Here is a 10,380-nt window from a genome sequence, read left to right on the forward strand (position 1 = left end):
TCACCGCGCCTGTACAACTGACCACAGGGCCGGAAGTCACTAAGCACGCAGGAACTTGTTCGGCCGGACGGGCTCGCTCGTGAAGACCAGCGAAGATGTCCACTCGAACGGCCCATCCGTGCAGATCATCACCCGAACGCCAACGCGCCGCTCGGCCACTCTGTGCACGCCGGTAGCCTCTTGCCCGTGCCTGCCAAGCTCGAGGGCAAGGTCGCGACCGCCCCGCCCCGCCCCAACACCGTTCGCCCTGCTTCCGTGGCTGCCCTGGCCGCGGTCGCCGACGTGCACCTGACCAGGCCCGCGCATGCCGACGTCCAGGTGACGGGGGTGACTCTGCGTGCACAGCACGTGGTCCCCGGAGACCTGTACGCCGCGTTGCCGGGCGCCAAGGTGCACGGTGCCGACTTCGCCGAGACCGCGTTGGCCAACGGTGCCGTCGCGGTGCTCACGGACGAGGCCGGTGCCGCGCGCGAGGCCCTCAAGGACGTGCCCGTACTCATCCACCCGCGCCCGCGCGAGGTCGTGGGGCTGCTCGCCGCGCACGTCTACGGGCAGCCGTCGACGAAGATCAGGTTGTGGGGGGTCACCGGCACGTCCGGCAAGACCACCACCACGTACATGATCGAGTCCGTGCTCAAGGCCGCGGGGAAGAACACCGGGCTGATCGGCACCGTCGGCACGCGCATCGGCGACGAGCAGCTCGGCAGCTCGCACACCACGCCGGAGGCGCCGGACCTGCAGGCGCTGTTCGCGGTGATGGCCGAGCGCGGTGTCACCGACGTGGCGATGGAGGTGTCGAGCCACGCGCTGCACATGGGCCGCGTCGCCGCCACCGAGTTCGAGATCGGCGCGTTCACGAACCTCAGCCAGGACCACCTCGACTTCCACGCGGACATGGAGGAGTACTTCCAGGTCAAGGCGCAGCTGTTCGACGGCCGCGCGCACAGGGAGGTCGTCTGCGTCGACGGCGAGTGGGGTCCGCGCCTGGTCAAGGACAGCACGATCACCGTCGCCACGACCAAGCCCGCCACCTGGACCGCGAGCAACGTCGAGGTGAGCGCGACCGGTGAGCAGACGTTCACCGCGCACGGGCCCGACGGCGACATCGAGATCCACCTGCCGCTCGCCGGCAGCTTCAACGTCGCGAACGCTCTGCTCGCCATCGCCTGCCTGCACCTCGAGGGCATCTCCGCGCAGGCCATCGCGCAGGGCCTGGCGAACGTCCAGGTCCCCGGCCGCATGCAGCGCGTCGACGAGGGCCAGCACTTCACCGCCGTCGTCGACTACTCCCACAAGCCCGCCGCCGTCGCGCTCGCGCTGGACGCGGTCAGGGCCAAGACCGACGGCCGGGTGATCATCGTGCTGGGCTGCGGTGGTGACCGGGACCGGGCCAAGCGCCCGCTGATGGGCGAGGCGGCCGCGGAACGGGCCGAGGTGTTGATCATCACCGATGACAACCCGAGGAGCGAAGACGCGTCCTCTATTCGGGCCGCCATGCTCGAAGGGGCCCTCGCCGCCGCGAACCGGGGCGAGGTGCTGGAGATCGGCGACCGGAGGCTCGCGATCGAGAAGGCCGTCGAGCTCGCACGTCCGGGCGATGTCGTCGTGGTGGCCGGCAAGGGACACGAGACGGGACAGGAGATCGCCGGGGTGATCCACCCGTTCTCGGACGTCGAGACGCTGACCGCCGCGATCAGAAAGGCTCACCGTTGATCGCACTCACGCTCGCCGAGATCGCCAAGATCGTCGGCGGACGGTTGCACGCAACCGATGGCACCCCGGTCGTCACGGGTTCCATCGAGTTCGACACCCGCAAGGTCACGGCTGGCGGCCTCTTCCTGGCGCTGCCCGGTGAGCGCGTGGACGGCCACGACTTCGCCGCGCAGGCGGTCGCCAGTGGCGCCGCCGGGGTGCTCGCCGGCCGCGAGGTCGACGCCCCCGCGGTGATCGCGCCGCCGGTGGAGACCAAGCACGCCAACGCTTACGTGCTCGCCGGCGACAAGACCGGCGAGGGCGCGGCGGTGCTGGCGGCGCTGGCCAAGCTCGCCCGCTACGTCACGGACCAGATCGAGGGCCTCACGATCGTCGGCGTCACCGGTTCGGCCGGCAAGACGTCCACGAAGGACCTGATCGCGCAGGTGCTGCGGCCGGTCGGGGACGTCATCGCGCCGCCGGAGTCGTTCAACAACGAGCTCGGCCACCCGTGGACCGCGCTGCGCGCCACCGAGGACACCAAGTTCCTCGTGCTGGAGCTGTCGGCCCGCGGCATCGGCCACATCGCGCACCTCTGCGAGATCGCGCCGCCGAAGTTCGGTGCCGTGCTGAACGTCGGCACCGCGCACCTCTCCGAGTTCGGCTCCCGCGAAGGAATCGCGCAGGGCAAGGGCGAGCTGATCGAGGCACTGCCGGAAGACGGCGTCGCGATCCTCAACGCCGACGACCCGCTGGTGGCGGGCATGGCGAGTCGCACGAAGGCCAAGGTCGTCCTGGTCGGCGAGAACCCGAACGCCGACGTGCGTGCCGAGAACATCGAGCTGGACGAGCAGGCCCGCGCGAGCTTCACCCTCAAGACCGCCCAGGGCGAGGCGCAGGTCAAGCTGGGACTCAACGGCCTGCACCAGGTCGGCAACGCGCTGGTGGCCGCCGCCATCGCACTCGAACTGGGCGCCACGCCCGCCGAGGTCGCCGAACGACTGGGCGCCGCGCAACGGGTTTCCGCGCACCGCATGGTGATCACCGACCGGGCCGACGGCGTGACGATCGTCGACGACGCCTACAACGCGAACCCGGACTCGGTGCGGGCGGCGCTGAAGGCGCTCGCGACGATCTCGCGCGCCACCACGCCCGCCCGCCGCAGCTGGGCCGTGCTCGGCCCGATGGCGGAGCTCGGTGACGACGCGGTGCGCGAGCACGACGAGATCGGCCGCCTCGTGGTGCGGCTGGACATCAGCAAGCTGGTCGTCATCGGTGACGCGGCCCGCGCGATGCACCAGGGTGCGCACCTGGAAGGATCTTGGGGGGAAGAGTCCGTTCTGGTGCCGGACGCGGACGCGGCGATCGCGTTGCTGCGCGCGGAACTCCGGCCCGGTGACGTCGTGCTGGTCAAGGCATCCAACGCCTACCGCCTGTGGCGCATCGCCGAGGCCCTGCTGGAGGCAGGAACCAAGTGAAGAGCATCCTGATCGCGGCAGCGATCGCACTCGCGGTGTCGATCCTGCTGACGCCCTACCTGATCAAGATCTTCTCGCGCCAGGGCTTCGGCCAGGAGATCCGCGAGGACGGTCCGCAGCACCACAAGACCAAGCGCGGCACGCCGACCATGGGTGGCCTCGCCATCCTGGTCGCGATGTGGGCCGGTTATCTCGGCACGCACCTGGTGAACTCCATGTCGGCCTCGGCGTCCGGGCAGACCCCGACGGCGTCCGGCCTGCTCGTGCTGATGCTGACGACGTCGCTGGGGCTCGTCGGCTTCCTCGACGACTTCATCAAGATCCGCAAGGCCCGCAACCTGGGCCTGAACAAGACGGCGAAGCTGGTCGGCCAGTTCATCGCGACGATCACGTTCGCGGTCCTCGTGCTGCAGTTCCCGAACAAGGAAGGCCTGACGCCCGCGTCGGTCAACCTGTCGTTCGTCCGCGACATCACCGTGGTCTCGTTCGGCACGATCGGGTTCATCGTCTTCTGCTACGGCATGGTCGCCGCGTGGTCGAACGCCGTGAACCTGACCGACGGCCTCGACGGCCTCGCCGGCGGCTCGTCGGCGATGGTGTTCGGCACCTACGTGGTGATCTCGTTCTGGCAGTTCCGCTACAACTGCTCCAGCTACGCCGTGGCCGGTTGCTACGACGTGCGCGACCCGCTGGACCTGGCGGTGATCGCCGCGGCGGCGATGGCCGGCTGCATCGGCTTCCTCTGGTGGAACGCCGCGCCCGCCAAGATCTTCATGGGTGACACCGGTTCGCTCGCGCTCGGCGGCCTGGTCGCCGGTCTCGCGATCGCGACCCGCACCGAGCTGCTGATGATCGTCATCGGTGGTCTGTTCGTGGTCGAGGCCCTCTCGGTGGCGTTGCAGGTCGCGGTCTTCCGCACCTCACGACGGCGCCTTTTCCGGATGGCGCCGTTCCACCACCACTTCGAGCTCGCGGGCTGGGCGGAAACCACGGTCATCATCCGGTTCTGGTTGATGGGCGGTATCTGCTGCATGTTCGGGCTCGGCGTGTTCTACAGCGAGTGGCTGACGGGCGGGTTCTAGGACGATGACCAAGCTGGCCGGAACGAAGGTGCTGGTCGCCGGTGCTGGAGTGACCGGCCGGTCCGCCGCCGAGGCGTTGCTCGCGGCGGGCGCGGAGGTCGTGGTGACGGACTCGTCACCGGACCGACTGGCCGCGCTGGAAAACCTGCTCGAAGGCGTCGACCTGGTGCCAGGGCTGGTGGAACCCCCTGCCGGGACCTCGCTGGTCGTCACGAGCCCCGGCTGGCAGCCGTCGAGCCCGCTGCTCGCGGCCGCCGCGTCGGCGGGCATCGAGGTGATCGGCGAGGTCGAGCTGGCCTGGCGGATGGCCGCCGAACTGGCCGACCCGCCGGTGTGGCTCGCGGTGACCGGCACGAACGGCAAGACCACGACGGTCGGCATGCTGGAGTCGATCCTGCACGCGGCCGGCGCGGACGCCGTGGCCTGCGGAAACGTCGGTCTGCCGGTGGTGGACGCGCTGCTGGCGGGCCGCCGGGTGCTCGCGGTGGAGCTGTCGAGCTTCCAGCTGCACTGGGCGCCGTCGGTGCGGCCGCAGGCGGGCGCGTTGCTCAACCTCGCGGAGGACCACCTCGACTGGCACGGCGGCATGAAGCCGTACGCGCAGGCCAAGGCCCGGATCCTCACCGGTGAGGTGGCGATCGGCTGGCTCGACGACGACCTCGTCGTCGACCTGCTGCAGGAGTCCCCGGCCCGTGATCGCGTCGGGTTCACGCTGGAGGAGCCGGCGGCGGGCCAGCTCGGCGTGCGCGACGGCTGGCTGGTCGACCGGGCGTTCGCCGACGACGAGCCGTTGGTCGAGGTCTCGAAGATCCGCCCGGCCGGTCCTCCCGGCATCGCGGACGCGCTCGCCGCGACGGCACTGGCGCGCGCGTACGGCGTGCCGTCCGAGGCCGTGCGTGAGGGCTTGGAGGCGTTCCAACCGGCCGCGCACCGTGCGGTGCTGGTCGCGGTCGATGGCGCTGATGTCCAATATGTCAATGACTCGAAGGCGACGAACCCGCATGCCGCCGTGGCGTCGCTCAGGGCGTTCGACAATGTCGTGTGGATCGCCGGCGGGCTGCTGAAGGGCGCGTCGGTCGAGGAGATGGTCCGGACCGAGGCGCACCGGCTGCGTGGCGCGGTGCTGATCGGCCAGGATCGGCAGGTCATCGCGGACGCTCTGGCGCGACACGCGCCGAATGTCCCCGTTCGTGTGCTTGACACAGGGGACGATGAGCCCATGACCGTCGCGGTACGGGCTGCTCAGGAACTTGCGAGGCCGGGGGACACCGTGCTGCTCGCGCCGGCGGCGGCCTCCATGGACATGTTCACCGACTACGCCCATCGCGGGCAGGCTTTCACGGCCGCGGTGCAGGAGCTCATCGGCCGATGAGCGTCGTCGCGGAGAAGACGAGACCGAAGCGCAAGGTGCGGCCCGCGGGTCGCATCATGTCGTTGCGCGGCGGCCTGACCGCGTGGCTGAGCCGCCCGCTCGCCGACTTCCACCTGCTGCTCGCGATCTTCGGCATGCTCACCGTGCTCGGCCTGGTGATGGTGCTGTCGGCCTCGGCGCCGACGCAGGTCGCCGCAGGCGTCTCGGCGTACGGTGTGTTCCAGAAGCAGCTGATCTACGTCTGCGTCGGCGCGGTGCTGTTCTGGCTGGTCCTGCGGTTCCCGCTGCGCCGGCTCAGGCATCTCTCGACGGCCGCGATGGGCATCGGCGTGCTGTTGCTGGCGCTGGTGCTGACGCCGCTCGGCGACGTCCGCGGTGGCGCCCGGTCGTGGTTCACCGTCGGGCCGATTTCGTTCCAGCCGATCGAGGCGGTGAAACTCGCCCTGGCGTTGTGGGGCGCGCACGTCCTGGTCACCAAGAGGGCGTTGCTGTCGCAGTACCGGCACCTCCTGGTGCCTGTCGTGCCGGTCGCGATGCTGGTGTTCGCGCTGGTCATGCTCCAGCCCGACCTCGGCGGCACGATCACGCTCGGCGTGGTGCTGATCAGCCTGCTGTGGTTCGTGGGCGCGCCGATGCGACTGTTCGGCGTGATCGCCGGTGGCGCGGTGGCGGGTGCCGTCGTGCTCGCGATCGGCGCCGCGTACCGGTTGCAGCGTGTGACCTCGTTCCTCGATCCCGAAGCCGATCCGCAGGGCGCGGGTCTCCAGGCGCGGCAGGCGATGTTCGCGCTCGCCGAGGGCGGCTGGTTCGGCAAGGGGCTCGCGCAGGGCAGTTCGCAGTGGCGGTACCTGCCCAACGTCGAGTCGGACTTCATCTTCGCCGTCATCGGCGAGGAACTCGGGTTCGTCGGATGCGCGCTGGTGCTGGCGCTGTTCGGCGGCCTCGCGTGGGTCGGCCTGCGGGTCGCGGCGCGCAACACCGACCCGTGGATCCGGATCGTGTCCGCGACGCTGACGGTGTGGCTGGTCGCGCAGGCCGCGATCAACATCGGTTACGTCGTGCGGCTGCTGCCGGTCACCGGCATCACCCTGCCGATGATCTCCTCCGGCGGTACCTCGGTCGTCATGACCATGATCGTGTTCGGCATCCTCGCGAACTGCGCCCGGCACGAACCCGAGGCCGTGGCGGCGCTGCGGTCGCTCGGTCCCGGCCGGGTCGGCGGGCTGCTCAAGCTGCCCGCGCCCGAGGCGTACCGGCCGCCGCCCAAGCGCAAGCCGGTCCGCCCGTCCACGCCTCCGCGCGCGCCGGGCAGACGCACCGCGCAACTTCCGGTCGTCGACGAACGTCGTATGGCCGGAAGGTCCGCACCGCCGTCGGAGTACCGTCGCCGCGAAACACGGCGGGTGAACCAGAGCCGTTCAGAGCAAGGCCGGTCGACCCGCGGTCGCGGGCGATACAACTGAGAGTTCGAGTCAAACCAATCTCCGGAGGCAAGTCTTGACCGGGCACCCTGCCCCCAGTGGTCCGTGCGTCGTGGTCGCAGGCGGTGGCACTGCGGGACACATCGAGCCGGCACTGGCGCTGGCCGACGCGGTCATGCGGCTGCGACCGGACGCACGCGTGGTCGCGCTCGGCACCGAGCGCGGCCTGGAGACCAAGATCGTGCCGGCCCGCGGCTACCAGCTGGAGCTGATCCCGCCGGTGCCGATGCCGCGCAAGCCCACTTTGGACCTGCTGAAGCTGCCGCTGAACGTGCGCGGCGCCGTGAAGCAGACCCGTGAGGTGCTGGAGCGGGTGGGTGCGGACGTCGTCGTCGGCTTCGGCGGTTACGTGGCGCTGCCCGCGTACCTCGCCGCGCGTGGCCGCGTGCCGATCGTGGTGCACGAAGCGAACGCCAAGGCGGGTCTCGCGAACAAGGTCGGCGCCAAGTTCGCCGCGCACGTCGCGGCGGCCGTGCCGGACTCCGGCCTGGCGGACGCGCAGATCATCGGCATCCCGCTGCGCCACTCGATCACGACGCTGAACCGCGCCGCGTTGCGCGCCGAGGCCCGCCGGTTCTTCGGCCTGGACCCGAACGCGCCGGTCCTGCTCGTGTTCGGCGGCTCGCAGGGCGCGCGCTCGATCAACGAGGCCGTGGCACCCGTCGCGGCCGAGTTCGCCCGCGCCGGCGTTGGCGTGCTGCACGCGTACGGCCCGAAGAACAACATTGCCGTGCAACAGGTTCCGGGCGCACCGGCGTATGTGCCGGTGCCGTACCTGGAGCGCATGGACCTGGCGTACGCGGCCGCGGACGCCGTGCTGTGCCGCTCGGGCGCGATGACCGTCGCCGAGGTGTCGGCCGTCGGCCTGCCCGCGGTGTTCGTGCCGCTGCCGCACGGCAACGGCGAGCAGGCCCTGAACGCCGGACCGGTCGTCTCCGCCGGTGGCGGCGTGCTGGTGCCGGACGAGGAGCTGACGCCGCAGAAGGTCGCGTCGCTGGTCGTGCCGCTGATGGCGGACCGCCACCGGTTGGCGCAGATGTCCGCGGCGACGCTCGGCACCGGCCGTCGCGAAGCCGACGAGATCCTTGCCCGCACCGTGTTGGATGTGATCAAGAAGTGAGTCTCGAGCGCGTTCACCTCGTCGGCATCGGTGGTGCCGGCATGAGCGGCATCGCCCGCATCCTGCTCGCGCGCGGCGTGCAGGTGTCCGGTTCGGACGCCAAGGACTCGCGCACCGTGCTGGCGCTGCGCGCTCAGGGCGCGCGGATCGCCGTCGGGCACGACGCCGCGAACCTGGACCAGCTGGTCGGCGGCGCGACCGAGGTCGTGGTGTCGACCGCGATCCGGGAGTCGAACCCGGAGTACGCGGCTGCGCGCGAGCGTGGCATCACCGTGCTGCGTCGCGCTGAAGCCCTTGCCGCGCTGATGGAAGACCACCGGGTCGTGTGTGTCGCCGGCACGCACGGCAAGACGTCGACCACGTCGATGCTGACCGTCGCGCTGCAGCACTGCCGGTTGGACCCGTCGTTCGCCATCGGTGGCGACCTGAACGAGTCCGGCGCCAACGCCCACCAGGGCACAGGCGGCGTGTTCGTGGCCGAGGCGGACGAGTCCGACGGCTCGTTCCTGTTCTTCTCGCCGTCGGTCGCCGTCGTGACCAACGTCGAGGCGGACCACCTCGACCACCACGGCACCGTTGAGGCGTACACGGCCGTGTTCGACTCGTTCCTCGAACGGATCGTGCCGGGTGGGGTGCTGGTGTCCTGTGTGGACGATCCCGGCTCGGCGCGGTTGATCGCCGAGGCTCGGGCGCGCGGGATTCGTGTGCGCGAGTACGGCCGTGCGGCTGCTGACGCGCGGATCGTCGACTACAAGCCTTTTGAGGCCGGCGGCTTGGCTTCGGTCGAGATCGACGGCGTCACGGTCGAGGTTCGTGTCGCGGTACCGGGCGAGCACATGGCGTTGAACGCTGTGGCTGCTTTGCTGGCCGGTGTGGAACTGGGCGCGGATCAGGCCGGTTTGCTTGAAGGACTCGCCGCGTTCGGTGGCGTGCGACGGCGGTTCGAGTTCAAGGGTCGTGCCGGTGGCGTGTCCGTCTACGACGACTACGCGCACCACCCGACCGAGGTCGACGCACAGCTGCGTGCGGCGCGTCCGGTCGCGGCGGCGGGCCGTGTTGTCGTGGTGTTCCAACCGCATCTGTACTCACGCACGCGCACGTTCGCCACGGAGTTCGCCGCGGCCTTGTCGCTGGCCGACGAGGTGGTCGTGCTGGACGTGTACGGCGCTCGCGAGGAGCCGGAGCCCGGTGTCACCGGCGCGCTGATCGCCGACCAGGTAACGACTTCCGTGCACTACGAGCCGTCGTTCGACCGAGTGCCCGCGTTGGTGGCGTCGCTGGTCCGCGAGGGCGACCTCGTGGTGACCATGGGTGCCGGTGACGTCACGATGCTCGGCCCCGAGATCGTCAGCGCGCTGTCATGAGTGCTCCGGTTCGCGGCAGGTCCACGCGAGTTCGTTCCGCTGCGAACCGGAGACCGAAGAGCGCCGAGTACCGGGCGCGGCGCAGGATCATCCTGCGCCGGCGCCTGGTCGCTTTGCTGACGCTGCTCACCGTGGTGGCGTTGACCTACTGCGTGTTCTTCACGCCGTTGCTCGGCGTGCACCAGGTAGATGTCCGCGGATCCGTGGTGCTGACCGACGACGAGGTCCGCGCGGTCGCCGCGATCGAACCCGGATCCCCGTTGGTACGCCTGGATCTCGTCGACATCCACGACCGCGTGGCCGCCATGCCGCGCGTCTCGTCGGTCGAGGTCGAACGCCAGCTGCCCGGCACCGTCCGGTTGCTGATCACCGAACGCGTTCCCGTCGGCTCGGTGAAGATGCCCGACGGCTTCCACCTGGTCGACGCCACCGGCAAGGACTACGCGGTCCTGCCGGCGGCGGCGCCAGGTGTGCCCGAACTCGTGCTGGCCGCTCCGTCGTCCGCGGACCCGGCCACTCGCGCCGTGGTCGGGGTCGTGAACGAACTGCCGGAGAAGCTGCGGCCCGAGGTGCTCGCCGTGGCGGCGACATCCGGTGCCGACGTGAAGCTGACGCTGACCGGAAACCGCGTGGTGAAGTGGGGCAGCGCCGAGAACACCCCGCGCAAGGCGGCCGTGTTGCTCGTGTTGCTGACACGGACCGGGACGACGTATGACGTGTCGTCGCCGGACCTGGCCACGGTTTCCTAGTCGTTGTGGCGTGTGCAAGTACCACCAACAGCGCTGTTGGTG

Annotated in this window: 8 protein-coding genes; all 8 read left to right on the forward strand. The window is 70.3% G+C overall.

Features of this window, described 5'->3' with window-relative positions:
• Nucleotides 1-186: 186 nt before the first annotated feature.
• The 8 genes from B0F77_RS20835 to B0F77_RS20870 are packed head-to-tail and all read left to right on the forward strand — an operon-like array spanning nucleotide 187 to nucleotide 10,338.
• Nucleotides 187-1,713: a UDP-N-acetylmuramoyl-L-alanyl-D-glutamate--2,6-diaminopimelate ligase gene (locus B0F77_RS20835; protein WP_086664618.1), complete on the forward strand. Its 1,527-nt coding sequence runs from the start codon at nucleotides 187-189 to the stop codon at nucleotides 1,711-1,713.
• Nucleotides 1,710-3,170 carry a UDP-N-acetylmuramoyl-tripeptide--D-alanyl-D-alanine ligase gene (locus B0F77_RS20840; RefSeq protein ID WP_086664619.1) on the forward strand — a complete coding sequence of 487 codons (1,461 nt, stop codon included), beginning with the start codon at nucleotides 1,710-1,712 and terminating at the stop codon, nucleotides 3,168-3,170. The genes B0F77_RS20835 and B0F77_RS20840 overlap by 4 nt, the downstream gene beginning before the upstream one ends.
• Entirely contained in the window at nucleotides 3,167-4,252 is a 1,086-nt protein-coding gene (mraY, locus tag B0F77_RS20845) for a phospho-N-acetylmuramoyl-pentapeptide-transferase (RefSeq protein ID WP_086664620.1), read from the forward strand. The genes B0F77_RS20840 and mraY overlap by 4 nt, the downstream gene beginning before the upstream one ends.
• Before the next feature lie 4 nt (nucleotides 4,253-4,256).
• Nucleotides 4,257-5,624, forward strand: a complete 1,368-nt coding sequence (murD, locus tag B0F77_RS20850; protein ID WP_086664621.1) for a UDP-N-acetylmuramoyl-L-alanine--D-glutamate ligase — start codon at nucleotides 4,257-4,259, stop codon at nucleotides 5,622-5,624.
• Nucleotides 5,621-7,087: a putative lipid II flippase FtsW gene (gene ftsW, locus B0F77_RS20855; protein ID WP_086664622.1), complete on the forward strand. Its 1,467-nt coding sequence runs from the start codon at nucleotides 5,621-5,623 to the stop codon at nucleotides 7,085-7,087. The genes murD and ftsW overlap by 4 nt, the downstream gene beginning before the upstream one ends.
• A gap of 34 nt (nucleotides 7,088-7,121) precedes the next feature.
• On the forward strand, nucleotides 7,122-8,225 hold the full coding sequence (murG, locus tag B0F77_RS20860; RefSeq protein ID WP_086664623.1) for an undecaprenyldiphospho-muramoylpentapeptide beta-N-acetylglucosaminyltransferase: 1,104 nt from the start codon (nucleotides 7,122-7,124) through the stop codon (nucleotides 8,223-8,225).
• Nucleotides 8,222-9,589 carry a UDP-N-acetylmuramate--L-alanine ligase gene (murC, locus tag B0F77_RS20865; RefSeq protein WP_281252531.1) on the forward strand — a complete coding sequence of 456 codons (1,368 nt, stop codon included), beginning with the start codon at nucleotides 8,222-8,224 and terminating at the stop codon, nucleotides 9,587-9,589. Before murG ends, murC begins: the two co-directional genes overlap by 4 nt.
• Nucleotides 9,586-10,338, forward strand: coding sequence for a cell division protein FtsQ/DivIB (locus B0F77_RS20870; protein ID WP_086664624.1), 753 nt, complete (start codon nucleotides 9,586-9,588; stop codon nucleotides 10,336-10,338). The genes murC and B0F77_RS20870 overlap by 4 nt, the downstream gene beginning before the upstream one ends.
• Nucleotides 10,339-10,380: the final 42 nt, after the last annotated feature.

This window comes from Lentzea kentuckyensis, from assembly GCF_002150765.1.
Classification (GTDB): domain Bacteria; phylum Actinomycetota; class Actinomycetes; order Mycobacteriales; family Pseudonocardiaceae; genus Lentzea; species Lentzea kentuckyensis.